The sequence below is a fragment of the Arthrobacter sp. 05L428 genome (genome assembly GCF_056397665.1).
Genome location: NZ_JBFTNW010000001.1, coordinates 239982 through 262037, shown reverse-complemented (window position 1 = coordinate 262037; position 22056 = coordinate 239982). Strand labels below are relative to the sequence as shown.

The window sequence follows — 22056 nt, the reverse complement described above, 5'->3', positions numbered from 1 at the left end:
GTCAGGCCCCGATGTCGTTTCCGGCGGTTTCGCCGCTGCCGCCGGCCGGAGCCGGTGCCGCGGGCGCGGCGTTCTGCCACAGCCCCACTACGTTGCCCTCGGTGTCCGTGAAATACGCGTTCCAACCGGACCCCGGCACCTCCATCTTTGCCCGCTGCACCGAACCGCCCCGGGCCACGATCTGCTCCAAGGCGGCGTCGATGTCGTCGACGTCGACGGTCACCACCGGGGCGGTGAGCTCGCCGCGGCGGAACAGGCCGCCGTTGATCGACCCGGAGACCGCGGGCCGGCCCTCCTCGTCCATCGGGGTGGTCAGCGCCAGGCTGTATTCCATCTCCGGCATGACCTGGAAACCCCAGCCGAACACCGAACTGTAAAACTCACGCGCACGGTTCTCGTCGTCCGCGGGAAGCTCGAAGTGCACCACTCCACCAGCCATCACACTCTCCTGACCATCAAGGGATCCGATCCCGGGGCGGGCGCGGGAAGTCCGGGCCACAGCCGGAGTCTAGTCCCGTCCGGGGCCGCGGATAAGGGCCGTCCGGTTGCGCGCATCCCTCCGCCCAACAGCCCGGATGTGCCCGCCGTCGGCCGGGCGTGGGAACATATTCGAGTGACCACCGCAGAGCTCCCCGCCGGCGTGCCCGCCGCGGCGGACGCCTCGCTGCGGTGGCACCCGGGCGGCCCGTTCGATCTCCTGCAGACCCTCGGCACGCTCCGCCGGGGCCACGGCGATCCGTCCATCCGGGTCACTGCGGACGGCTTCTGGATGGCGTTCACGACGGCGGCCGGTCCGGCCACGCTGCGCCTGGCGTCCGCGGGTCCGGCGGCCGCGCCCTGGATCGAGGCGCGCGCCTGGGGGCCCGGGGCAGCCGCGGCGATCGAGGCCGTTCCGCGAATGCTGGGACGCGACGACGACTGGACGGCCTTCGACGAACCCGGCTTCCACGCCACGCTCCCCCGGATGGTTGTCGACGCACGACGCCGCAACCCCGCCCTCCGGCTGCCGGCCACCGGGCGGATGATCGATTCCCTGGTGCCTACGGTGCTCGAGCAGAAGGTCACGGTGATCGAGGCACGCCGCGGCTACCGCTACCTGATGTACCGCTTCGGGACAGCGGCGCCCGGCGCCGGCACCGTGGCCCCCGCCAACCTCCTGGTCCAGCCCACGCCCGAGCAGTGGCTGCGCATCCCGTCCTGGGAATGGCACAAGGCCGGAGTCGGCCCGCAACGATCGGACACCGTCATGCGGGCGCTGCGTTCCGCGGCCGCGCTGGAACGGCTGGCGGCGCTGCCGGCGGCCGAAGCGGCCGCGAAGCTGCAGACCCTTCCCGGGATCGGCGTCTGGACGGCGGCCGAGGTGGTGCAGCGCACGCACGGCTGTCCGGACTCGATCGCGGTGGGCGACTACCACCTCGCGGCCTACGTCGGCGCGGCCCTGACCGGGCGGCGGACCGACGACGCCGGGATGTTGAGGCTGCTGGCGCCCTGGGCCGGGCACCGCCAGCGGGTGGTGCGCATGATCGGCCTCAGCGGGTTCCGCAAGCCGGTTTTCGGGCCGCGGATGACCATCCAGGACCACCGCGGCCACTGACCGGCGCCGCTGAAGCAACGCGGGGTCACATCCGGCCCATCCGGGGCGCCTTTATAGGCGCGATCTGACCCCGCGTTGCGTTAGACCGAGCGGAGCCGGGTCTTCTTGATCCGGCCAACGACGGCTTCGAAGCCATCGGCGAGGTCATCGGCGTTGGCCTTGAAGTACGCCCAGCCAGCGCCGCGGAACGCTTCGTCCCGCCGGATGTCCCTGGATTGTTGTTCCCGGGTGAGGTGGTGGGCGCCCTCGTACTGGATGGCGATGCGGTACCTCCGGTAGCCCAGGTCTGCGGCCGGCGAGCGCCGGTCGTCAGGGTCCAGCCTGATCTGAAGCTCCGGCTCCGGTAATCGCGCGTCCATCAGCGCCAGCCGCAGAAAGGTCTCCGGGAACGAATCCGCCCCCACCCGCATCTCGTCCAGGGCCAGCCGGGCTTTCTCGACGCCCTTCATGTTGGGATGCTGGCGGATGAGTAGCCGCAGTCCGTCCTTGTACGCGTAGGGCTCTGAGCGCTGTTCCAGGCCAGGCCGGGGTATCCGAATGATCTGGTCGCCCAGGGCGATGAGGTAGTTGAGAGGCAGGCCCGAGGCGAGATCCAGCCAGGTCCGCGGCGGTGCCGTCACAGGGACGCCGTCGACGTCGGTCAGCTCGCCGGGGATACACCGCACGCGGTGTCCCGTAACCCCGGCCCGGCGGACGCGAGGCAGTTCGTGCGGCTTGCTGAGGTGGATGGTGGAACACCCGCCCAGCCACGGCGGCAGCCCGAGCCGGGTGAGCACGGCGGCGGTCTCGTGGGACACCCAGGCGCCGGGCGTGGCTGCGCTGAGTACCCGGGCACGTTCGAAGATCTCCAGGTGCCTGCCGGCCGGCAGATAGATGAGACGGCCGCCGTCGGACAGGTCCTTCGCCCGGAGTCGCTTGGACGTAACGCCGGCCGCACGGGATTCGTAGACCGTGAACGGCGTCTGGAAGAGACTTTCGGGGAGCGGCACAATGCGGACCATGGGCACCATTGTGGCCGCGGATTAGGCTCGCTGCCTGAGTTATCCACAGGCCTGCCTAACTCGAAGCATCGCGGGGTCAAAGATGCAGCCTGGCCACGGCTTCCTGGCGCATGTCCACCTTGCGGATCTTGCCGGACACGGTCATCGGGAAACTTTCCCGGACGTCCACGTAGCGCGGGATCTTGTAGTGCGCCAGCTTGCCCCGGCAGAATTCCGCCAGCCCCGCGGCGTCCAGCCTGCCGGCTCCGGGCTTGAGGATCACGCACGCCATCAGTTCCTCACCGTACGTGGCGTCAGGGACACCGATCACCTGAACGTCCTGGATATCCGGGTGCGTGTAGAGAAACTCCTCGATCTCGCGCGGGTAGACGTTCTCGCCGCCGCGGATCACCATGTCCTTGATCCGGCCCTCGATCACCAGGTAGCCGTCCTCATCCATGCGCGCCAGGTCGCCGGTATGCATCCAGCCTTCGGCGTCGATCGCCTCGGCCGTCTTGTCCGGCTGGTTCCAGTAGCCCTGCATCACGGAGTACCCGCGGGTGCACAACTCGCCGATCTCGCCGCGCTGCAGCACCTCCCCGGTCACGGGGTCCACGATCCGGTTCTCCAGCTGCGGCATGGTGCGGCCGACGGTCTGCGTGCGCTGGGCCATGGTGTCCCCGTCGCGGGTCATGGTGGAGACCGGAGAGGTCTCGGTCATGCCGTAGCAAATGGCCACGTCGCGCATGTTCATTTCCGAGATCACCCGGTTCATGACCTCGATGGGGCACAGCGACCCGGCCATGACGCCGGTGCGCAGCGTCGAGAGGTCGTAGGAGGCGAAGTCCGGCAGCGCGAGTTCGGCGATGAACATGGTCGGCACGCCATAGAGCGACGTTCCGCCGAAGTCCTGCACTGCCTCCAGCGCGGCGGCCGGCGTGAACCCGCGGCCCGGAATGATGGTGGCGGCGCCGTGGCTGAAGGCGGCCAGGTTGCCGATCACCATTCCGAAGCAGTGGTAGAACGGCACCGGCAGCACCACCCGGTCGTGCTCGGTGTAAGCCAGCAGCTCGCCGATGGCGAAGCCATTGTTGAGCAGGTTGTGGTGGGTCAGGGTGGCGCCCTTGGGAAAACCGGTGGTGCCGGAGGTGTACTGCAGGTTGATCGCGTCGTGCGGGTCCAGTTCGGCCATCCGCGCCTTCAAGCCGGAGTGCGCGACGTCGTCGGCCCGCCTCAGCAGCTCGGCGAATGTCCGCTCCGCCTCACTTTCCGGGACCCCGGCGGTGAGGCCGGGCTGGCCGGAATCGGGCAGGAACACGACTTCGCGCAACTCGGGACATTCCGCCAGCGCCTGCCGGGCCATCACCGTGTAGTCGCTGTTCCGGTCCGACGGCGCCGCCACCAGCATCCGCATGCCGTTCTGCTTGACGACAAACTCCAGCTCGTGGCTGCGGTACGCCGGATTGACGTTGACCAGGATCGCCCCGATCTTCGCTGTGGCGTACTGCAGAATGGTCCATTCGGCGCAGTTCGGGCTCCAGATTCCGATCCGGTCTCCCTTGGCGACGCCGAGCGCCAGCAGCGCGCGGGCCAGCCGGTCGACGTCGTCGTTCATCTTGGTGTAGCTCCACCGCCGGGCCTCCCCGCCGGGAACCGCCGCGGCCTCGATCAGCGCGTCGTGGTACGGGAACCGGGCGACGATCCGCTCAAAGTGGTCGCCGATGGTTTCATCGATCAGCGGGACGTCAGTGTCCCCGGCTGTGTACGCAAGCATGGTGTGACGCTACCAACAGGCCGCCGGCAAGAGAAGGGCAAAGCGTGGAAGTCCTAGGAAATCTTCAGGACATCTTCCGACGCCGGGTCGGCCGCCCGGTAGGGTAAAACCCATGAGCGCACCCATTGACCTGCAGGCCACTTTTATTCCCAACGAGGGCGAATTCTTCCGCGTGAAGCTTGCCCTCGAAATCGCGATCGACGAGGTCGTCAACGAACCCGGTTGCATCCGCTATGAGCTGACCGAGGCGAGCGAGGACAAGCTGGTTCTGACCGAGCAGTGGGCTTCCCAGGCAGACCTGGACAAGCACTCCAAGGGCACCGCGGTCCAGGACCTGAACGAGTCCCTGAGCGCTTTGCTGGCCGAGCCGGTCAAGCTGGAAAAGCTCTAAGCCCGCCCCGCCTCCGAACACAAACGCGGGGTCACCTCGCGCCGGTAATCCCTCAAGGGATGGGCGCGAAGTGACCCCGCGTTGTTGTTTGTTGCGGCAGTCCGGCTTAGATATCCGGAATCTGGCTGCCGTCCTGCTGGGTTGCGGCGGCCTCGGCCTGGGAACGGGCCACGTGCGCGTGGACCTCCTCCATGTCGAGGGCCTTGACGGCGTCGACCACCTGCTCCAGCTGCTGGGCGTTCAGCGCACCGGGCTGGGAGAACACCAGTACCTTTTCGCGGAAGGCCATCAGCGTGGGGATCGAGGTGATACCGGCCTCGGCGGCAAGCTGCTGCTCCGCTTCGGTGTCCACCTTGGAGAAGACCACGTCCGGGTGCTTCTCCGAAACGGCCGAGTACGTGGGGCCAAACTGCTTGCACGGGCCGCACCATTCGGCCCAGAAGTCTACGAGGACAATGTCGTTGTCCTCGACGGTCGATGCGAACTGTTCACCTGTAATGTCTACGGTAGCCATGCGTCAACGGTACGCGAGCCGCCCGCGAAAGTCCCCTGCGTTTCGCTGATGGCACATCCCGGCGGGCACGGCGCGGAGGTCACGCCCAGACGTGCGGGGCGGGGCGGCGGGCGCCCGGCAGCGCGTTCGTTTCCCGCCACTCGTGGATCCATTCGGGCAGCTCCAGGTCCGCCGGCGGCGCCCCGAACTCGCGGATGATCTCTTCCTGGCTGACCGGCTTGCCCTTGCTGACCAGCCGGGTGGCGATGTGGGCGCGGGCGTAGATTTCGCCGTCGACCACCATGCGCTGCTCAAAGTAGATGGCCTTCTCATCCAGGCCGATGACCTTGGACTCGATGGTGTACTGCTGCCAGAGCTGCAGGGAGCGGCGGAAAGCGATCGTCTCCCCCGCCACCACTGGCGTCCAGCCGCGCCGGCGCATGGCCTTCCAGGTCCCGCTGCGTGCCATCAGGTCGAAGCGGCCCAGGTCCATCAGCGAGAGGTACATGCCGTTATTGACATGCATTGCGATGTCGATGTCTGTCGGGAGCACGCGGAGCGGCAGCGAGGACGTGTCCCAGATGCTCAGCGGCGAGCGCCGGGCGGACTTGATGAGCAGGAGGAGGGTGCGGAGCAGCAGGTGCATGGGACTATGTTACCCGCGGGTAACAAAGGTGCCAAGAAGGGTCGGCCGCTCAGCCGGCGGACAGCACCGCCACCGTGGCCTTGCGGCCGGAGCCGCGGATGGTCCAGCAGTTCCCGGTGCCGAGCACCTCAAGGTCCTCGAGGCCCGCGTGGCGCAGCACCAGCGCGGTGTTCTCGTCCACGGCCACGGCCCGGTCAACCAGGCCCTCCGCCACCGCCGCGACCGCGCGGCTCAGGGTTCCGGCCTGCGCGGTATGGACGTCAACGGCGAACGGCACCAGGCCCAGACCGTCGCGGACGTCGAGTTCGTCAAGGCCTTCGGAGCATTCCTCCGAGCACACCTCGATGCCCCGGACCCGGTATCCGCCCACAAGCGCCCGCTGCGGCGCGATCATCGCCCCCGCGGAGAACCCCAGATAAGGCACGCCCGAAGCGACCGCCTTCCGGATTGCCGCGGCCGAGGCCTGCAGGCCGGCCAGATAGTCCGGGGCGGGGCCGCCTCCGACGAGGATCCCGTCGACGTCGTCGAACGCCCCCGGGTCCGCCGGCTCGTGGGAGCGCAGCAGGATCGGTGTCAGCTGGCAGGGCGTGCGGCTCTGCAGCGGCTCCAGGTACGCGGGGAGGAAATACTCCGAGCTGCCTTCGCGGTCGAACAGCACGACGACGATCCGGGGAGGCCGGCTTCCCCCGCCGCGGTTCCGGACATCCTTGACGAAGCGGTCAAAGATAACCGGGGTGGTGACGGTATCGGGGCCCCCGCCCACCAGGATGATGCTCATGGGTATCACGGTACCCGCCCGGCCGCCGGGTCAGCCGGTGGCGACCAGCTCGACTTCGAAACCGTCCGAGTTCACCAGGTAGGCAGCGTAATGTCCGGGGCCGCCGGCGTGCGGATATTTTTCCGGAAACAGCTCGGTCCAGCCGTTGCCGGGGCCGTCCGCGGCCAGCGCGTCCACGTGCTCCGGCGTTCCGCCCCGGAACGCCAGATGGTTCAGCCCGGGCGCGGTGCGGTGGTGGTTCCGGCCGTCCAGGTCGGGTGACTCCTCGACGACGATGTACGTGGCGCCGCGCCGCCAGCTCCGCCCGCGGGGCCAGTCCTGGAACTGCCCGTAGCCGAGCCTGGTCAGCAGCCAGCCCCATTCGTCCCGGGCCCGCGCAAGGTCCGGCACCCAGAGCTCGACGTGGTGCAGGTCGCCGAAGGATTCGTCAGTCACTGTGTGAGTCTCGCACGTGCCTCAGTGCAGGATGCGCTGGAACAGGAGATGGTCCTGCCAGGCGCCCGCAATCTGCAGGTACTCCGGGGCATGTCCGATCTGCTGGAACCCGGCCCGCTGCAGCACCCGCTGGGAAGCGGCATTGTGCGGCAGCGTGGCCGCCTGGATCCGGTGCAGGCCCAGCGCGGTGCTGGCGGCTCCGACAACATGGGCGACGGCGGCCGATCCGATGCCCCGCCCGTTGAAGTCCTGATCCACCCAGTACCCGAGGTTGGCGCTGAGGAAAGGCCCGCGCACGATGCCGCTCAGCGTCATCGTCCCCACGGCCTCCCCGCCGGCCAGCAGGACCCACGGAACGCCGGTTCCGGCGCCGAACATGGCGAGTTTGCCGCCGATGTTGGCGCGCTGCCCCTCCGTGGTGAAGAACTCGGCGCTCCGGGCCGGTTCCCAAGGCGCAAGATGATCCCGGTTCCGCCGGTACGCGGCCCCCAGCCGTTCGGCGTCGGAACCGCGAAGCAGCCTGATGCGGAGACCGCCGGGCAGCTCTCCCGCCAGCGCGCTTGGGGCGTCAGTCGTCACGTGCCCCTGCCGTCCCGGTGAGCGCAATGATCATCCGCTCCATCCTGGCAACGCCGGCGAAACGCCCCGCGTTGTCCGTCACCAGGAGCGAGTCGAACCTCTGGTTCTTGGGCCTCGTCATGGCCCGGGCCAGGGCCTGGCTGAGCGGGGTATCGAGGTTCACGCGCATCCCGGGGCTGACCACGCCCAGTGCGGACGCTCCGGCGTCCAGCACCGCGACCGGCCGCAGGTGCTCGCCGAGCAGCACGACGGCCTCCAGCGCCGGGTTGGCCGCGAAGGCGTCAGCGGCCTGGGTGACGCTGCCGGCCGTCGTCGCCGGTTCGACGACGTCGCGGATGACCGTCTTGTGTGCCACCGGACGGGCGCTGGCGAGGCGGTGGGCCAGGTCAAGATCAATGCCGGCCCAGGGCGGGGCGGGCCGGGCGAGGTAGTAGCCCTGCACGAGCGGGACGCCCAGCGAGACCAGTGCCTCGAGCTCCTCCGCCCGTTCGACGCCCTCGGCCAGGATCCAGGCGTCGACCTGACTCGCAAACGCGCCGAGCATCCCGATGAGGGCACGCTTCGCCTCATCACGGTCGACGTCCTGGATCAGGTCCCGGTCGATCTTGATCAGGGCGGGGCGCAGGGCCAGCAGGTGGCGCAGTCCCGCGTAGCCGGCTCCGGCGTCGTCGACGGCGATCAGGGCACCGGCGGCGCGCAACTGGTTGAGGTCCGGTTCCAGCTCCACGTACGAGTCGATCGGTGTTTGCTCTGTCAGTTCGACGATCAGGCCGCCCAGTTTGCCCTCGTCGCGCCAGACGCTGCGGATGCATTCCGTGGTCAGCAGCTCCGGTGAGACGTTGAGGGTCAGGAAGCAGTTGGCCGGCAGGGCGGCGCGGGCCTTGAGCGCGGTGCGCAGCGCGGCCGCTTCGAGTTCAGCGGCTTTCCCGTGTTGACGCGCAGCGGCGAACCAGACTTCGGGGTTCTTCTCGGCATAGCCGGGAAACCTGGCGAGGGCTTCATAGCCCACCACCGCTCCCCGCGCGGTATCAACGATGGGCTGGTAGGCAGCCGCCAGGCCTTCGCCGCGGCAGGCCGAGGCCAGCAGCCCATCCCAGTCCGGCGGTGCAGTGGCGCCGGACCCGGAAGGTGGACCGCCCGCCGCAGGAATCAACTAACCGGGTGGATTGCTTTGTGCACCGAGTCGACGAGCTCGGCGGGAAGCTCGGTCAGGCCGTGCACGGACGCGGCATGGGCGCCGACCTGGACCAGGATTTCGTCATCGGTGCTGCAGACCCAGCGGGCTTCACAATCGGGAACAACGTCACCACATGCAAACGATTTCATGTCAACTCCTCAGGCTCATTCGATCAACGCGCCTAACCCTACTCCGCAGTAATGCCGGATCGGCCGATTATCCGCCCGGGTGTCGCCGGAGCCTCCGGTGCCGCGGAAGGATCAGCCGGCGACGCTCTGCGGTTCGTCGCTGGCGGCCAGCTCACCCAACCACTCCAGGGCGTCGGCGCGGGAGGTGAAGTAGCGTTGCGGGCAGTCGTTTCCGCGGCGCATCCACGCGGCGACAACCCGGTCCACGTTCGATTCGCCGACGAGTGCCACGGAGGAAACGAAGCGGCTCTCCAGGTAATGGTTGCGGGCTCCGGCGGTCAGCTTGACGTCGCTGATGTCGATCAGCAAGGGCAGCATCCGCCCGGCGCTGATTTTTGAAATGGCAACGACGGAATCGACGGCGTCCGCCGTATCGAGCATGGACCCGGAGGCCCAGGCCAGCCGAAGAATTCCGCTCTCATCCAGGTTGAGCGTCCCCTTGCCAGCTGCCAGGACTATCTCCATGTGATTCCCCCTCCTGCGACAGAGTAGCGCCTCAGCGGGCCAAGATGTGACGCCGGGCACGTTTTCGACCGGAAAATGACGTTCGACGGCGGAAACCCCCTGCGTTGCGCGCCTTCGCCAGCGGCCGGACCGCGTAGGGTGCCGTCATGGACATCATCCTGGTTCCCGGTTTCTGGTTGGACGCGTCGTCGTGGTCGGAGGTCACGCCGCCGCTGGTCGCCGCGGGGCATCGGGTCCACCCGCTCACGCTGCCCGGGCTGGAGTCGGCTGACGCACCGCGCGCCGGCATCGGCTTGCGCACCCACATCGACGCCGTCGTGGCCGCCGTAGACAGGGTGGATACCCCGGTGGTCCTGGTGGGCCACTCCGGCGGCGGGGCGATCATCCATGGCGCCGTGGATGCGCGACCGGACCGCGTTGCCCGCGCCATCTACGTGGACAGCGGCCCGCTGGGGGACGGCGGCGTCGTCAACGACCAGCTGCCGGCCGACGGCGACGAGGTGCCGCTGCCGCCATGGGAATTCTTCGAGGACGAGGACCTCGTTGACCTGGACGAGGAGCTCCGGTCCGCCTTCCGGGCCCGCGCCGTCCCGGAACCCAAGGGCGTTGCCTACGACCAGCAGAGGCTCCACGATGACCGCCGCTACGACGTTCCGGCAACTGTCATCGCCTGCGAATTTCCGACGTCGGTGCTGCTCGAATGGATTGCCGCGGAGCAGCCGTATGTCGCGGAGCTGGCACGGATCCGCGACGTCGAATACCTGGACCTGCCGACCGGGCATTGGCCGCAGTTCACCAGGCCCGCGGAACTGGGTGCTGCCATCGTCGCCGCCGTGGACCGAACGCCGATTGCTCCATAACTGCCGTTTTCACGTCCCGTAACGGCACCTACGGAGCAGTCGCGCAATAAAACAAAAAAGCCTCCGGAACCGTTTGGTTCCGGAGGCTTTCTCGAGGGTGGCAGATGAGGGATTCGAACCCCCGTAGGCGTTGCCAGCTGATTTACAGTCAGCCCCCTTTGGCCGCTCGGGTAATCTGCCGAACTTCAAAAGAAGATCACTCGCGGCTTCCATCTGCCGAACGCCTGTTTCCAGTCCGTTCCGCTTCCAGCAACCGCGGGCAAGACAACTTTACAGAACTTCCGCCGAAGAATCGAATCGGCGCCGCGTGGCCCCGGGTGGCCCGGAATATCAGGCTTCTCCGAGGATGCGGCCGGCGAGTTTGGCCTCGAACTTCGCCGCCTGCTCGGCGGTGACCTGGTTCAGCTGCACCGCCCGGGCCAGGTCCGCCTGCACGCCACCGAGGCGGGCGGAAGCGTCTGCGGCCGGGCTGAGGATGATGGAGGCCGCCAGGGCCGCGGCGGCCACCGACGTCACCGCCGTCGTGATGGAACCCGCGGCTGCGGCGGTGGTGCTGCTGACGTTACGGATGGCCCTGCGGTTCATGTGCCCTGCCTTTCAAGCGGCTCTTCCAACGGTCCCAACTCTCCCGGGCCAAGCTTCGTTCCCCCCGGGGTTCAGCTTTGAGCCAACTGTGAAGACCGGCCGCCCCGCGGCACCTTCACATCCGGAGCATCCGTACTAGGCTGGAATGCAGAAAACACCGCCCTCCAGCAGGGCGTCCGGACAACATCAGGAGGACAGTCATGGCAGGCGAATCCACATTCGACGTCGTCAGCAAGGTCGACAAGCAGGAAGTCGCCAACGCGCTGAACCAGGCGCAGAAGGAACTGGCGCAGCGGTACGACTTCAAGGGCGTCGGCGCCGAGGTCGACTTCAGCGGCGAGAAGATCCTGATGAAGGCCAATTCCGAGGAGCGGGTGCTGGCCGTCCTCGACGTGCTGCAGTCCAAGCTGATCCGCCGCGGCATCTCGCTGAAGTCCCTCGACACGGGCGAGCCCTACCCTTCCGGCAAGGAATTCCGCCTCGAGGCCACCATCAAGGAAGGCATTGCCCAGGACCTCGCGAAGAAGATCAACAAGTTGATCCGCGACGAGGGCCCCAAGTCGGTCAAGTCCCAGATCCAGGGCGACGAGCTGCGCGTGACGTCCAAGTCCCGCGACGACCTCCAGGAAACCATGAACCTGCTGAAAGGCTTCGACGAGGCCGATCTCCAGTTCGTGAACTTCCGCAGCTAGCTGCGCTCCGCGTCGGGCACTACCCTGCGACGCACAAAAGGGCTGGCGCCACCGGTATTCCGGCAGCGTCAGCCCTTTTGTGCGTCATGGAACCAGGTGCGCGTCGTCGGGCCGGCGGGCCTAGCCCAGCTGACGCCCCGCCATCCGCTCAAGCCGGCCGATCCGTTCGCTCATCGGCGGGTGCGTGGAGAACATCCGCGCCATGCCGCCGCCGCGGAACGGGTTGGCGATCATCAGGTGCGAGGCGTTGACCAGCCGCTGGTCCTGCGGCAGCGGCGCGAGCTGGACGCCCTGTTCGATCTTGCGCAGGGCCGAGGCCAGCGCCAGCGGGTCGCCGGTGAGCGCCGAACCGTCCTCGTCGGCGTCGTACTCGCGGGTCCTGGAGATGGCCATCTGGATCAGCGACGCGGCAAACGGCGCCAGCAGGGCCATCGCGAGGAGGGCGAGGGGATTGCCGTTGCGGCGGTCTCCGCCCCCGCCGAAGAACAGCAGCATCTGGCCCACCGAGGTGATCACGCCCGCGACGGCGGCGGCCACCGACGAGGTGAGAATGTCCCGGTTGTAGACGTGCATCAGCTCGTGGCCGAGCACGCCGCGGAGTTCGCGGGCGTCGAGCAGCTGCAGGATGCCCTGCGTGCAGCAGACCGCGGCGTTTTGCGGATTCCGGCCGGTGGCGAAGGCGTTGGGTGCCATGGTCGGTGAGATGTAGATCCGCGGCATCGGCTGGTTGGCGCGGGCGGAGAGCTCCCGGACGATCTGGTGCAGCCCCGGCGCCTCGGCCTCGGTCACCGGATAGGCCTGCATGGACCGGATCGCGATCTTGTCGCTGTTCCAGTACCCGTAGGCGGTGGTGCCGACGCCGATCAGGGCCATGATCCAGATGGGCGCCGAACTCCGCATCCCGGATCCAATCACCGCGCCCAGGCCAAGCAGCACCGCCCAGAGCACGCCGAACAGGGCCGCCGTCTTCAAGCCGTTGTGATGGTTATGCACTGATCCTCCCAAGCCATGCCGTCGATCGGGTGTCCCACGGGTCACCCATCTAAGAAACGAACCGCTAGGGAACCGGGTTCCGCGCGTCGTACTTCAGGAACCCGGACTGCCAGCGCGCCACGAGCCAGGCCACCACCGCGCACAGCACCCCGCCGGCGAGCAGAACCCAGCCTTCACTGAGCAGCTTAGTCGCGCCGCCGGCCAGCATGTCCCCCACCCGGGGGCCGCCCGCGACGACGACCACGAAGACGCCCTGCAGCCGGCCGCGCAGGTGGTCCGGGGTGGCCGATTGCAGGATGGTGGTGCGGAAGACCGCGCTGACGGAGTCGGCGATACCGGCGAGCGCGCAGCACACGGCGGCAGGCACCAGCCAGGGGGTCACGCCCGCGGCGCCGGACCGGCCGGCGAGCACGACGACGAGGCCCAGCCCCGCGATGGAGGCGCCCCAGCCCATGACAGACCAGACCACCGCCGTGCCCTGCGCCCGGACCGCACCGAGCGGGCCGGAGAAGAGCCCGGCCAGGAACGCGCCGACGGCAGTTGAGGCTAGCAGCACGCCGACCGTGGCTTCGCCGCCACCGATCATGAGTGCGGCGATGGCCGGCAGCAGCGCCCGCGGTTGCGCCAGGATCATGGCCACGAGGTCGATCACGAAGGTCATGCGCAGGTTCGGCCGCGTGCCGAGGAAGCGGAAGCCCTCGACGACGGAGCGCAGGCCGGCCCGGTGCGACTCATGCCCTGGCGGCATGGGCGGCAGCTTCAGCAGGGCCCAGACGACAAACGCGAAGCTGGCCACATCGATCGTGTAGGTCCAGGCGAAGCCGACCGTGGCCACCAGCACGCCGGCCAGCAGCGGACCGGCGGTCATGGTCAGGCCGAAGATCATCATGCTCAGGGCATTCGCCGCGGGCAGGAGCTCTTTCCGGACCAGGACCGGGATGATGGCGCTGCGGGCCGGCTGGTTGATGGCCTGCGCGCCGCTCTGCACCGCGACGAGCAGGTACAGCAGCCAGACGTTGCCCAAGTGCAGCCACGCCTGCAGCGCCAGGCCGACCGTAGTCAGCCACAGCACCGCGGAGGCGAGCAGCGCGACCTTGCGGCGGTCGTGGGCATCCGCGATGGAGCCGCCGAGGAGGCCGCCGAACACCAGCGGGACCAGGGCAAAAATGCTCAGCAGCCCCACGTACAGGCTGTCCTGGGTGAGCCGGTAGACCTCGAGGCTCACGGCTACGAGGGTGAGTTGGCTGCCCAACGCCGAGGCGGCGGATCCAAGCCACAGACGGCGGAAGGCCGGGCTTTCGCGTAACGGCGTGATGTCCGCCAGGAATTTCCCCACCCGGCAACTCTAGTGGGCCACAAAGGAAATAAGCCGAACCTTATTGTGACCAGCTAAAAATAAGTGCTTGAATGGGGCCATGACGGATTCGGTGGGCGGCAGCGAGGCATGGACCGCCGCCCTGCATGCCCACGGCCGCCGGGTCACTAAGCAGCGGCTGGCCGTGCTGGCCGCCGTCGAACGCCACCCGCATTCGCCGGCGGAGAGCATCCTTGCCGCAGCCCGCGAGGAGCTGCCCGAACTTACGGCGCAGTCCGTCTACGTGGTCCTCGGCGACCTGACCGAGCTGCAGATGCTGCGCCGCTTCGAACCCCCGCACTCGCCCGCGCTGTATGAGACGCGTGTGGGGGACAACCACCACCACGCCGTCTGCATCAGCTGCGGCCGTGTGGAGGACGTTGAATGCGCCGTCGGCCACGCGCCGTGCCTCACCCCGCACTGGGAGTCGGGCTCCAAGCCCATGACCATCCAGATCGCGGACGTCCTGTACCAGGGCATCTGCGAGGACTGCCAGCGCACCCAAAAACTCCCCGCCGACCGTAACTAAGTTAGAAACAGAAATAGGAGAATGATGACTCAGAACATCTCTGCGCCCGCAGTGTCCACGACACAGTCCGGTGCCCCCGTCACTTCCGACGCCCACTCGCAGTCCGTCGGTGCTGACGGCGCGATTATCCTGACCGACCACTACCTGGTGGAGAAGCTCGCCCAGTTCAACCGCGAGCGCGTGCCGGAGCGTGTCGTGCACGCCAAGGGCGGCGGCGCCTTCGGCACGTTCACGACCACGGGGGATGTCTCCCAGTACACCAAGGCCGCGCTGTTCCAGCCGGGCGCCGAGACGGACATGCTCATCCGTTTCTCCTCCGTCGCCGGCGAGGCAGGCTCCGCCGACACACTCCGCGACCCGCGCGGCTTCGCCGTGAAGTTCTACACCACCGAGGGCAACTACGACCTCGTCGGCAACAACACCCCGGTGTTCTTCATCCGCGACGGCATCAAGTTCCCGGACTTCATCCACTCGCAGAAGCGCCTCCCGGGCACCCACTTGCGGGACGCCGACATGCAGTGGGACTTCTGGACCCTCTCCCCCGAGTCCGCCCACCAGGTCACCTGGCTCATGGGCGACCGCGGCCTGCCGGCCTCCTGGCGTGAAATGCAGGGCTACGGCTCGCACACCTACCAGTGGATCAATGCAGCGGGCGAGCGCTTCTGGGTCAAGTACCACTTCAAGTCCAACCAGGGCGTCAAGTCCCTGACGGGCGACGAAGCGGAAGAGCTGGCCGGCGCGGACGCGGACTTCTACATCCGCGACCTGCAGGAGAACATCGACGCCGGCAACTTCCCCTCCTGGGACCTGCACGTCCAGGTGATGCCGTACGAGGACGCCAAGACGTACCGCTTCAACCCGTTCGACGTCACCAAGGTATGGCCGCACGGCGACTACCCGCTGGTCAAGGTCGGCACCATGGAGCTGAACAAGAACCCGGAGAACTACTTCGCGCAGATCGAGCAGGCCACCTTCGCGCCGTCGAACTTCGTGCCGGGCATCGCCGCCTCCCCGGACAAGATGCTGCAGGCCCGCATCTTCTCCTACGCCGACGCGCACCGCTACCGCGTGGGCACCAACCACGCCCAGCTCCCGGTGAACCTGCCCAAGAGCCAGGTCAACAACTACAGCCAGGACGGCGCGGCGCGGTACCACTTCAACGCCCCCTCGGTCCCGGTGTACGCGCCGAACTCCTTCGGCGGTCCCGCCGCCGTGGAACCGCAGAACCCGGCCGGCGGCTGGGAGAACGACGGCGAGCTGACGCTCTCCGCGCACTCCCTGCACGCTGAGGACGGCGACTTCGGCCAGGCCGGCACGCTGTACCGCGAGGTGTTCGACGACGGCGCCAAGGCCCGCCTGCTGGACACCCTCACCGGTGCGGTGGGCGGCGTCAAGGACGCTGGCATCAAGGAGCGCGCCATCCAGTACTGGACCAACGTCGACGCCGAGCTCGGCGCGAAGCTTCGGGCCAACCTGGGTGCCGCCGCCGGTGCTGCCACTTCGGACGCAGAGGCTGCCAACAAGATCGGCTAGCCTTTCCCGGCAATGAAAGAACACCCCGCCGCGGAGAACCGCGGCGGGGTGTTCTTTTCGTCCGGCGCCCGGACCGGCGGGACAGCTAGGCGCCGCTGGCGCCGGGGTCCGCCGCCGGGGCCGCCGGCGCCGACGCTGCCGCGGTAGCTGCTGCCGGCGCGCCCGCCGCTGCGGGGCGGTGGCCCCTCTTGGCGAGCTGGATCTGCTCGTAGACGTGGTGGCGGAGCTCGGTGAACCGGGGCAGGGAACGGGTCTCCAGCTGGTCCCGCTCGGCCGGAAGGTCGATCACGATGTCCTCCTGCACCACGGTCGGGGAGCTCGAGAGGATGATGACCCGTTCACCGAGGTAGACCGACTCGTCGATGTCGTGGGTCACGAAAAGCACGGTCACGCCGAGCTTCTTCCAGACCACCCGGATCAAGTCCTCGAGGTCCGCGCGGGTCTGCGCGTCGACGGCGGCAAACGGCTCGTCCATCAGCAGGACCTCGGGCTGGTATGCGATGGCACGGGCGATCGCCACGCGCTGCTGCATGCCGCCGGAAAGCTGCCAAGGGTAGGAGCGCGGCACGTGGGCCAGGCCCACGGCCTCCAGGGCCTCGTCGACGAGTCGGTCGCGTTCGGCCTTGGGCACGCCCTGGTTCTTCAGCGGCAGTTCCACGTTGTCCCTGACCCGCATCCAGGGGAACAGCGAGCGTCCGTATTCCTGGAAAACCACCGCCATCTTCTTCGGCGGCCCGGACACCCGCTTGCCGTCCAGGAGCACTTCCCCCTCGGTGGGGGTCATCAGGCCCGAGATGCACTTGAGCAGGGTGGTCTTGCCGGACCCCGAAGGGCCCACGAGGCAGGCCAGTTCACCGGCGCGGAGATCGAAGGTGAGGTTCCGCACCGCTTCGACGTCGCCGCCGTCGGTCTGGTAGACCTTCTTCAGTCCGCGGACGGAGAGCATCGCCTCCGGGGCCGCTTGCGCTGCACTAGGCTGCATTTTCTACCTCTTTCTGGCCGTGGTACCAGCGCAGGATGTTCCGCTCGGCCCACTGGAAGATGAATGACATGGCCACGCCCAGCAGTCCGAGGACCACGATGCCGGACCACATTTCGGGGATGGCGAAGGACCGCTGGAACTGGACAATCGTGAAGCCCAACCCGGAGGACGAGGCGAACATTTCGGAGATGACCATCAGGATCAGCCCCAGGGACAGCGACTGGCGCACGCCGGCGAGGATCTGCGGGCTGGCCGAGGGCAGCACCAGGTAACGCACACGGGCCCAGCCGTCGATGCCGTAGGTGTGGGCCGAATCCGAGAGGACCCCGTCCACGGCGCGGACGCCCTCAATGGTGTTCAGCAGCACCGGCCAGACACAGCCGGAGATGATGACCGCGATCTTCATCGAGTCGGTGATGCCCATCAGCAGGATCAGGACCGGGACCAGCACGGGCGGCGGGATGGCGCGGAAGAATTCGAGCGTCGGTTCCAGCAACGCCCGGAGCCATTTGACCGAGCCGATCAGCACCCCGCCCACGACGCCGATCACGATCGCCGCGACCACGCCGATCAGGAGCCGGGCGATGCTGGGCAGCACATCCGAGAAGAAGCGGGGGCCGAACCAGACCTCGCCGAACTTGTTGACCAGGGCGGCCGGGGTGGGGACGAAGAAATTGACCGTTCCGAGGGTGGAGGCCCACCAGGCCAGGACGAGCAGAACTGGCAGCGCGAGCAGGTAGGCCGCCGTTTTCAGTGCTTTCATACGATCACCTCAGAACGGACCGAGGAATGCCAGGACAGGGTCTTCTTTTCGATGAAGCGCATCAGGACGTTGATCAGCACACCGATCAGCCCGGTGGCGAGCACCAGGGCGTACATGCCCGAGATGGCGCCGCCGGATTGCGCGAGCGCGATTTCACGGCCTAGCCCCGGCGAACCGATCACGAGTTCCGCCGTGATGGCCAGGACCAGCGCCACCGTGGCTGCGAGCCGGACACCGGTCATCAGGTAGGGCAACGCGGTGGGGAACACGACGTAGCGGATCCGCGCCATCCACCCCAGCCCGTAGGTCTTGGCGGTGTTGTTGGCGACCATGTCGACGTCGGCCACCCCGTAGAGGACCTGAATGAGGACCTGCCAGAAGGCGGCATAGGTGATCAGCATCAGTGACGACTCGATCTTCACGCCGAAGAGCAACACGGCCAGCGGGATGAGGGCCACGGACGGAATCGGGCGCAGGAACTCGACGGTGGAGTTGGTGGCTTTGCGCAGGAAGCTGCTGGATCCGATGATGAAGCCCAGCAGCACGGCGAGGGCAACCGCGATGATGAGGCCCAGGAACCAGGCCTTCATGGTTTCACCGACCGAGACCCAAAACGCCGTCAGGCCGAAGTCGAGGGCCAGGGCGGAAATGACCTCGCTGGCGGGCGGAAGGTAACGTTCGTCGATAATTCCCAGACGCGGAATGAGCTCCCAGGTTCCCAGGAACCCAATTATCCCGACCACACCGAGCAACTGCTTCACCGGAAGTTTGTGGCCGGACCGGCGGTTCCGCCTCCCGCCGGAGGCGGAACCGCCGGACGCCACAGCGTCGGAACTCATGGAACTTACGGAACTCACGGGAGGAGGTCGCCTGCGTTCGGGGCCTTGGACAGCGTCCCGTACTTGGCGGCAGCATCACCGAGGGTCTTGAAGGCGTCCTTGTTGAACTCCACACGGTAGCGGGGCAGGACAATCTTGGCCCGGGTGGCTTCGTCGATCTTGGTGTAGGTGCCCACGATGTCGCGGACTTCCTGCGGGTGCGCCTGGGCATATTCGAGCGACTTGTTCATGGCCCGGGTGAACTTCTGGGTCAGCTCGGCCTTGCCCTTGATGGTGTCCGCCTTGGTGAAGTAGCCGGCGATGTCCAGCTCAGGGCTCATGTCCACGAAGTTGGAGGAAATGATCTTGCCGCCCTCTGCGACGGCCTTGGACAGGAAGGGCTCCAAAATCCAGGCCGCGTCCACCTGCTTGTTGGCCAGCGCGGCGGGGGCGTCCGGGAAGGCCACCTCCACGAACTTCACGCTCGAGGGGTCGCCACCGGCCTTTTCGACGACCGACTTGATGGTGGTGTCCCCGATATTGGAGAGGTTGTTCACCGAGACGGTCTTGCCCGCAAGGTCCTTCGGGGACTGGATGCTGGACCCGGCCGGGACGACGACGCCGCCGATGTCCTTGCCCTTCTCGCCCGTGGTTGAGGCGCCGTTGGCGACGAATTTCAGGTCAAGGCCCTTGTCCTTCGCCACCATGACGGAGATCAGGTTGGAGAAGGCGAAGTCGAAGCTGCCGCTCACCACGCCGGGGACGATCGCCGCACCGCCGGTGGCCGTCTGGATGTCCAGCTGAAGGCCTTCGTCTTTGAAGAATCCCAGCTTGTTGCCCAGGTAGATGGGGGCGCAGTCGACGATCGGGATGACGCCGACGCTGACCTTGGTCAGATTTCCGCCGCCCGTTGCACCGCCGGATGCGCTGCCCCCGCCGGTGGAACTCGGCGATCCGCTGCCGCAGGCCGAGAGGGCCAGGACCGATGCGGCCGCCAGCACGGCGATAATACGACGTTTCATGTTCACTCCTATGTGCGCATTGGCGTGGGCGTGACAAGCTCCCAAGCCCCAAAGTTCGCTCTCCGAACAAGCGTTCAAAATCAAGTCTGACCTAAGGCTACTGTGAGGTCAACCACATTAGGCGCATTGTTACAGCTCCGAGACGAGCGCGGAAGAGGCCGCGGCAATACCTCCCGCAACGCAGCAACGCGGGGCCCCTACGCCCGTCCGGACAGGCCGGACGGGCCGTAGTGACCCCGCGTTGACTAACCGCGTGGCAGTGCAGCGTTGCAGCTACGAGCGGGTGAGCGACTCCGCATCCTCGTCCGCAACCGGATCGGCGGCCGGGCCGTTGACGGCGGCCCTTGCCTCGGCGAACTTCTCGTTGAGCCGGGAGTGGCGCTGGCCGTAGGCGAAGTAGATCGCGATGCCGATGACCAGCCAGATCGCGAAGAAGATCCAGGTCTCCACCGCCAGGTTCGTCATCAGGTACAGGCACAGGACGGCCGAGACGACCGGGAGCACCTTGCCGAACGGCACGCGGAAGGCCGGCTTAAGGTCCGGCCGCTTCCGGCGCAGCACCAGGATGCCGAGGCTGACCATCACGAACGCGGAGAGCGTGCCGATGTTGATCATTTCCTCGAGCAGGTCCACGTTGGTCAGTCCGGCCACGACCGCCACGGCCGTGCCGCAGATGATCTGCAGGCGTGCGGGGGTCGCCCGGATGGTGCCGGTCTTGGAGAGCGAGCGCGGCAGCAGGCCGTCGCGGCTCATGGCCAGGACCACACGCGAGAGGCCCATCAGCAGCACCATGATCACCGTGGTGAGGCCCACGAGGGAGCCGAAGGCGATGACCTTTGCGGCGTCGGTGTTCCCCACGGCCTCGAAGGCAGTGGTCAGCGTCGGGTTCTTCGCCTCGGCCAGCTTGGTGTAGGACACCATGCCGGTCAGGGCCAGCGAGACCAGGATGTAGAGCACGGTGACGATCGCCAGGCCGCCGAAGATGCCGCGGGGCAGCGTCTTCTGCGGGTTCTTGACCTCCTCGGCGGAGGTGGCGACGACGTCGAAACCAATGAAGGCGAAGAACACCAGGGCGGCGCCGGCGAAGATGCCGAGCGTGCCGTACTGGGCCGGGGCCGCGCCGGTGAGGAAGCCGAAGAAGGACTGCTTGAGCACGTCCGTGGCGCCGGTACCGCCGGTGGGTTCGGAGGCAGGGACGAACGGGGCGTAGTTCTCAAACTTCACGTAGCTGAAGCCGACGACGATGACGAAAAGCACGACGGCGATCTTGATCAGCGTGAACACGTTGCCGACACGGGCGGACAGCTTTGTCCCCAGCACCAGCAGCACGGTGAACACGGCAACAATCAGGAAGGCGCCCCAGAAGAGGTCGACGCCGGCCACGGAGATCGACGGCGGGACGTCCAGTCCCATCAGCGCGAACACTTTGCTGAGGTAGATGCCCCAGTATTTGGCGATCACGGCGGCGGCGGTGAAGAGCTCGAGGATGAGGTTCCAACCGATGATCCAGGCGAGCACCTCCCCCATGGTGGCGTAGGTGAAGACATAGGCTGAGCCGGCCACCGGGATGGCGGTGGCGAATTCGGCATAGCACATGATCGCCAGGGCGCAGGTGACGGCTGCGATGGCGAACGAGATGGTGACGGCGGGGCCGGCGAAGTTGGCGGCAGCCTTGGCCCCGACCGAGAAAATGCCTGCGCCGACCGCAACGGCGACGCCCATGATCATCAGGTCCCAGGTGCTGAGCGAGCGTTTCAGCTTGCGTCCGGGCTCATCGGCGTCGGCGATCGACTGCTCGATGGATTTGGTCCGGAAAAGGTTCATAGGAAAGTCCAAAATCTCGGTAGCTGGTTGGAAACAGACCTATTAATAGTAGTGTCCATCCACTGGACGGCCGCTTTTATCCCACATCGTGAGACGCAAAAGAGCGCGAACATACCCTTGGGGGCCCCGGCCGCGGGGCCCCCAAGTGAACGTTCGCGCCCAGGGCTTCAGTGGCTCAGGCGGGCCAGTCCATCAGCGTCGAGCGGATCAGGAAGCGCTTGCCCTCGGGAGCCTCGACGGAGAAGCCGCTGCCGCGGCCGGGGACGACGTCGACCGTCAAGTGGGTGTGGCTCCAGTAGTTGAACTGCTCCTTGGACATCCAGAATTCCAGCGGCTGCGGCTGCAGGCCGTCCGAGATGTCGAACAGGCCCAGCCGCACATCGGAGTCTCCGGTGAGGAACTCCCCCGCCGGGTAGCACATGGGCGAGGAGCCGTCGCAGCAGCCGCCGGACTGGTGGAACATGAGCGGGCCGTGCTGGAGCCAGAGCTTGCGCAGCAGCTCAACGGCTTCGGGGGTGAGCGCCACGCGGGAAAAGTCCTCGCCGGCCTGTGTCACGGCGGCGTCGAGCCTGGTCTGGGTCATCGGAGCTTCTCCTGCAAG

General features: G+C 67.4%; 26 protein-coding genes and 1 tRNA gene. 6 read left to right on the top strand and 21 right to left on the bottom strand.

The window, feature by feature from the left end; all coding sequences use genetic code 11:
• Position 1 precedes the first annotated feature (1 nt).
• Complete coding sequence (locus AC1DH3_RS01265) at positions 2 to 499, bottom strand: VOC family protein (RefSeq protein WP_441416963.1); 498 nt, start codon at positions 497 to 499, stop codon at positions 2 to 4.
• Positions 500 to 613: 114 nt separating this feature from the next.
• On the opposite strand from AC1DH3_RS01265, the gene AC1DH3_RS01260 reads away from it, so the two are divergent.
• Positions 614 to 1594, top strand: a complete 981-nt coding sequence (locus AC1DH3_RS01260; protein ID WP_441416962.1) for a DNA-3-methyladenine glycosylase family protein — start codon at positions 614 to 616, stop codon at positions 1592 to 1594.
• Positions 1595 to 1674: 80 nt separating this feature from the next.
• Here the strand turns inward: AC1DH3_RS01260 and AC1DH3_RS01255 are convergent, their stop codons facing one another.
• Positions 1675 to 2595, bottom strand: coding sequence for a hypothetical protein (locus AC1DH3_RS01255; protein WP_476908431.1), 921 nt, complete (start codon positions 2593 to 2595; stop codon positions 1675 to 1677).
• A gap of 76 nt (positions 2596 to 2671) precedes the next feature.
• Complete coding sequence (locus tag AC1DH3_RS01250; RefSeq protein ID WP_476908430.1) at positions 2672 to 4348, bottom strand: AMP-binding protein; 1677 nt, start codon at positions 4346 to 4348, stop codon at positions 2672 to 2674.
• 112 nt (positions 4349 to 4460) lie between these two features.
• Here AC1DH3_RS01250 and AC1DH3_RS01245 point away from each other — a divergent pair, with 112 nt between their 5' ends.
• Positions 4461 to 4739 (top strand): putative quinol monooxygenase, encoded by a 279-nt coding sequence (locus tag AC1DH3_RS01245; RefSeq protein ID WP_441416959.1) that lies wholly within the window; start codon positions 4461 to 4463, stop codon positions 4737 to 4739.
• A gap of 106 nt (positions 4740 to 4845) precedes the next feature.
• Here AC1DH3_RS01245 and trxA read toward each other — a convergent pair whose 3' ends face one another.
• The 8 genes from trxA to AC1DH3_RS01205 all read right to left on the bottom strand — a co-directional run bounded on the left by trxA (position 4846) and on the right by AC1DH3_RS01205 (position 9500).
• Positions 4846 to 5253 carry a thioredoxin gene (trxA, locus tag AC1DH3_RS01240; protein ID WP_175321340.1) on the bottom strand — a complete coding sequence of 136 codons (408 nt, stop codon included), beginning with the start codon at positions 5251 to 5253 and terminating at the stop codon, positions 4846 to 4848.
• Positions 5254 to 5332: 79 nt separating this feature from the next.
• A complete protein-coding gene (locus AC1DH3_RS01235; RefSeq protein WP_441416957.1) occupies positions 5333 to 5878 on the bottom strand; it encodes an acyl-CoA thioesterase in 546 nt (181 codons plus the stop codon).
• Between the two features lie 49 nt (positions 5879 to 5927).
• The gene (locus AC1DH3_RS01230) at positions 5928 to 6656 is read right to left on the bottom strand and encodes a Type 1 glutamine amidotransferase-like domain-containing protein (protein WP_476892079.1); all 729 of its coding nucleotides are present in this window, start codon (positions 6654 to 6656) and stop codon (positions 5928 to 5930) included.
• Between the two features lie 30 nt (positions 6657 to 6686).
• Positions 6687 to 7091, bottom strand: coding sequence for a VOC family protein (locus AC1DH3_RS01225; RefSeq protein ID WP_476892078.1), 405 nt, complete (start codon positions 7089 to 7091; stop codon positions 6687 to 6689).
• A gap of 21 nt (positions 7092 to 7112) precedes the next feature.
• A complete protein-coding gene (locus AC1DH3_RS01220) occupies positions 7113 to 7670 on the bottom strand; it encodes a GNAT family N-acetyltransferase (RefSeq protein ID WP_476892077.1) in 558 nt (185 codons plus the stop codon).
• Positions 7660 to 8823, bottom strand: coding sequence for an EAL domain-containing protein (locus tag AC1DH3_RS01215; RefSeq protein ID WP_441416953.1), 1164 nt, complete (start codon positions 8821 to 8823; stop codon positions 7660 to 7662). The genes AC1DH3_RS01220 and AC1DH3_RS01215 overlap by 11 nt, the downstream gene beginning before the upstream one ends.
• Entirely contained in the window at positions 8820 to 8996 is a 177-nt protein-coding gene (locus AC1DH3_RS01210) for a DUF1059 domain-containing protein (protein WP_476908429.1), read from the bottom strand. Before AC1DH3_RS01210 ends, AC1DH3_RS01215 begins: the two co-directional genes overlap by 4 nt.
• 111 nt (positions 8997 to 9107) lie before the next feature.
• Positions 9108 to 9500: a DUF7793 family protein gene (locus tag AC1DH3_RS01205; RefSeq protein ID WP_441416951.1), complete on the bottom strand. Its 393-nt coding sequence runs from the start codon at positions 9498 to 9500 to the stop codon at positions 9108 to 9110.
• 146 nt (positions 9501 to 9646) lie between these two features.
• On the opposite strand from AC1DH3_RS01205, the gene AC1DH3_RS01200 reads away from it, so the two are divergent.
• A complete protein-coding gene (locus AC1DH3_RS01200) occupies positions 9647 to 10360 on the top strand; it encodes an alpha/beta fold hydrolase (RefSeq protein WP_441416950.1) in 714 nt (237 codons plus the stop codon).
• Positions 10361 to 10458: 98 nt separating this feature from the next.
• Here the strand turns inward: AC1DH3_RS01200 and AC1DH3_RS01195 are convergent.
• Together AC1DH3_RS01195 and AC1DH3_RS01190 are read right to left on the bottom strand one after the other, a co-directional pair.
• Positions 10459 to 10540, bottom strand: a tRNA-Tyr gene (locus AC1DH3_RS01195).
• Positions 10541 to 10690: 150 nt separating this feature from the next.
• A complete protein-coding gene (locus AC1DH3_RS01190) occupies positions 10691 to 10945 on the bottom strand; it encodes a hypothetical protein (RefSeq protein ID WP_441416949.1) in 255 nt (84 codons plus the stop codon).
• Between the two features lie 200 nt (positions 10946 to 11145).
• Here AC1DH3_RS01190 and AC1DH3_RS01185 point away from each other — a divergent pair, with 200 nt between their 5' ends.
• The gene (locus tag AC1DH3_RS01185; RefSeq protein WP_138768479.1) at positions 11146 to 11637 is read left to right on the top strand and encodes a YajQ family cyclic di-GMP-binding protein; all 492 of its coding nucleotides are present in this window, start codon (positions 11146 to 11148) and stop codon (positions 11635 to 11637) included.
• A gap of 120 nt (positions 11638 to 11757) precedes the next feature.
• Here AC1DH3_RS01185 and htpX read toward each other — a convergent pair whose 3' ends face one another.
• Both htpX and AC1DH3_RS01175 read right to left on the bottom strand, forming a co-directional pair.
• Positions 11758 to 12630, bottom strand: a complete 873-nt coding sequence (gene htpX / locus AC1DH3_RS01180) for a zinc metalloprotease HtpX (RefSeq protein WP_476908428.1) — start codon at positions 12628 to 12630, stop codon at positions 11758 to 11760.
• A 64-nt stretch (positions 12631 to 12694) separates the two neighbouring features.
• Complete coding sequence (locus tag AC1DH3_RS01175) at positions 12695 to 13966, bottom strand: MFS transporter (protein WP_441416947.1); 1272 nt, start codon at positions 13964 to 13966, stop codon at positions 12695 to 12697.
• 79 nt (positions 13967 to 14045) lie between these two features.
• Between AC1DH3_RS01175 and AC1DH3_RS01170 the strand changes: the two genes are divergently transcribed.
• Together AC1DH3_RS01170 and AC1DH3_RS01165 are read left to right on the top strand one after the other, a co-directional pair.
• Positions 14046 to 14513 (top strand): Fur family transcriptional regulator, encoded by a 468-nt coding sequence (locus AC1DH3_RS01170; protein WP_476892074.1) that lies wholly within the window; start codon positions 14046 to 14048, stop codon positions 14511 to 14513.
• Between the two features lie 24 nt (positions 14514 to 14537).
• A complete protein-coding gene (locus tag AC1DH3_RS01165; protein ID WP_476892290.1) occupies positions 14538 to 16046 on the top strand; it encodes a catalase in 1509 nt (502 codons plus the stop codon).
• An 85-nt stretch (positions 16047 to 16131) separates the two neighbouring features.
• Here the strand turns inward: AC1DH3_RS01165 and AC1DH3_RS01160 are convergent, their stop codons facing one another.
• From AC1DH3_RS01160 to AC1DH3_RS01135, 6 genes are all read right to left on the bottom strand, one after another.
• On the bottom strand, positions 16132 to 17028 hold the full coding sequence (locus AC1DH3_RS01160) for an ABC transporter ATP-binding protein (RefSeq protein WP_476892073.1): 897 nt from the start codon (positions 17026 to 17028) through the stop codon (positions 16132 to 16134).
• On the bottom strand, positions 17018 to 17791 hold the full coding sequence (locus tag AC1DH3_RS01155) for an ABC transporter permease (protein WP_441416943.1): 774 nt from the start codon (positions 17789 to 17791) through the stop codon (positions 17018 to 17020). The genes AC1DH3_RS01160 and AC1DH3_RS01155 overlap by 11 nt, the downstream gene beginning before the upstream one ends.
• Positions 17788 to 18630: an ABC transporter permease gene (locus tag AC1DH3_RS01150; protein WP_441416942.1), complete on the bottom strand. Its 843-nt coding sequence runs from the start codon at positions 18628 to 18630 to the stop codon at positions 17788 to 17790. Before AC1DH3_RS01150 ends, AC1DH3_RS01155 begins: the two co-directional genes overlap by 4 nt.
• Before the next feature lie 14 nt (positions 18631 to 18644).
• Positions 18645 to 19631: an ABC transporter substrate-binding protein gene (locus AC1DH3_RS01145; protein ID WP_441416941.1), complete on the bottom strand. Its 987-nt coding sequence runs from the start codon at positions 19629 to 19631 to the stop codon at positions 18645 to 18647.
• Between the two features lie 273 nt (positions 19632 to 19904).
• Positions 19905 to 21455, bottom strand: a complete 1551-nt coding sequence (locus AC1DH3_RS01140) for an amino acid permease (protein WP_441416940.1) — start codon at positions 21453 to 21455, stop codon at positions 19905 to 19907.
• Between the two features lie 175 nt (positions 21456 to 21630).
• On the bottom strand, positions 21631 to 22038 hold the full coding sequence (locus AC1DH3_RS01135) for a DUF779 domain-containing protein (RefSeq protein WP_476908427.1): 408 nt from the start codon (positions 22036 to 22038) through the stop codon (positions 21631 to 21633).
• Positions 22039 to 22056: the final 18 nt, after the last annotated feature.

Coding starts and splice junctions, on each gene's coding strand:
- AC1DH3_RS01170 (WP_476892074.1), top strand. CDS start 14,046: ATGACGGATTCGGTGGGCGGCAGCGAGGCATGGACCGCCGCCCTGCAT.
- AC1DH3_RS01135 (WP_476908427.1), bottom strand. CDS start 22,038: ATGACCCAGACCAGGCTCGACGCCGCCGTGACACAGGCCGGCGAGGAC.
- AC1DH3_RS01245 (WP_441416959.1), top strand. CDS start 4,461: ATGAGCGCACCCATTGACCTGCAGGCCACTTTTATTCCCAACGAGGGC.
- AC1DH3_RS01145 (WP_441416941.1), bottom strand. CDS start 19,631: ATGAAACGTCGTATTATCGCCGTGCTGGCGGCCGCATCGGTCCTGGCC.
- AC1DH3_RS01210 (WP_476908429.1), bottom strand. CDS start 8,996: ATGAAATCGTTTGCATGTGGTGACGTTGTTCCCGATTGTGAAGCCCGC.
- AC1DH3_RS01230 (WP_476892079.1), bottom strand. CDS start 6,656: ATGAGCATCATCCTGGTGGGCGGGGGCCCCGATACCGTCACCACCCCG.
- trxA (WP_175321340.1), bottom strand. CDS start 5,253: ATGGCTACCGTAGACATTACAGGTGAACAGTTCGCATCGACCGTCGAG.
- AC1DH3_RS01190 (WP_441416949.1), bottom strand. CDS start 10,945: ATGAACCGCAGGGCCATCCGTAACGTCAGCAGCACCACCGCCGCAGCC.
- AC1DH3_RS01165 (WP_476892290.1), top strand. CDS start 14,538: ATGACTCAGAACATCTCTGCGCCCGCAGTGTCCACGACACAGTCCGGT.
- AC1DH3_RS01140 (WP_441416940.1), bottom strand. CDS start 21,455: ATGAACCTTTTCCGGACCAAATCCATCGAGCAGTCGATCGCCGACGCC.
- AC1DH3_RS01160 (WP_476892073.1), bottom strand. CDS start 17,028: ATGCAGCCTAGTGCAGCGCAAGCGGCCCCGGAGGCGATGCTCTCCGTC.
- AC1DH3_RS01185 (WP_138768479.1), top strand. CDS start 11,146: ATGGCAGGCGAATCCACATTCGACGTCGTCAGCAAGGTCGACAAGCAG.
- AC1DH3_RS01200 (WP_441416950.1), top strand. CDS start 9,647: ATGGACATCATCCTGGTTCCCGGTTTCTGGTTGGACGCGTCGTCGTGG.
- AC1DH3_RS01205 (WP_441416951.1), bottom strand. CDS start 9,500: ATGGAGATAGTCCTGGCAGCTGGCAAGGGGACGCTCAACCTGGATGAG.
- AC1DH3_RS01235 (WP_441416957.1), bottom strand. CDS start 5,878: ATGCACCTGCTGCTCCGCACCCTCCTCCTGCTCATCAAGTCCGCCCGG.
- AC1DH3_RS01255 (WP_476908431.1), bottom strand. CDS start 2,595: ATGGTCCGCATTGTGCCGCTCCCCGAAAGTCTCTTCCAGACGCCGTTC.
- AC1DH3_RS01150 (WP_441416942.1), bottom strand. CDS start 18,630: ATGAGTTCCGACGCTGTGGCGTCCGGCGGTTCCGCCTCCGGCGGGAGG.
- AC1DH3_RS01155 (WP_441416943.1), bottom strand. CDS start 17,791: ATGAAAGCACTGAAAACGGCGGCCTACCTGCTCGCGCTGCCAGTTCTG.
- AC1DH3_RS01250 (WP_476908430.1), bottom strand. CDS start 4,348: ATGCTTGCGTACACAGCCGGGGACACTGACGTCCCGCTGATCGATGAA.